Annotated in this window: 1 pseudogene; it reads right to left on the reverse strand. The window is 55.3% G+C overall.

What is annotated here, in order from left to right:
• A pseudogene (locus tag HMPREF2896_RS06180) lies at nucleotides 1-295 on the reverse strand (HNH endonuclease); the annotation flags it as partial.

Genomic DNA, 295 nt, shown 5'->3' on the forward strand with positions numbered 1-295 from the left:
CATGTTGGCAATCGTGGTGGCGTCATCGGTAATGGAAAGGGTGTTGGGGCCTTCGGATCTGTAGGTGATGCGTACGCCTGGTTTGGCGGTTCTTTTAGCACGCAGTTCTTTAAGCCGTGCGGCGGCAACATGTGGGATGCGGTGTGCGGGTGTTGCGGCGAGTTTGATTCTTAAGTTCCAGGCATCCAGGGTCTTTTTCACCTTGGAGGTGTAGGTTTCAATCAGTGTGAGGGTGCCCAGGCTGTGTTTCTGGGCGAGTGCTGCTTGGCGGGCTTTGCGTTGTTTGCCGCTAAAG

Source organism: Corynebacterium sp. HMSC069E04, from assembly GCF_001813175.1.
GTDB classification, from domain to species: domain Bacteria; phylum Actinomycetota; class Actinomycetes; order Mycobacteriales; family Mycobacteriaceae; genus Corynebacterium; species Corynebacterium aurimucosum.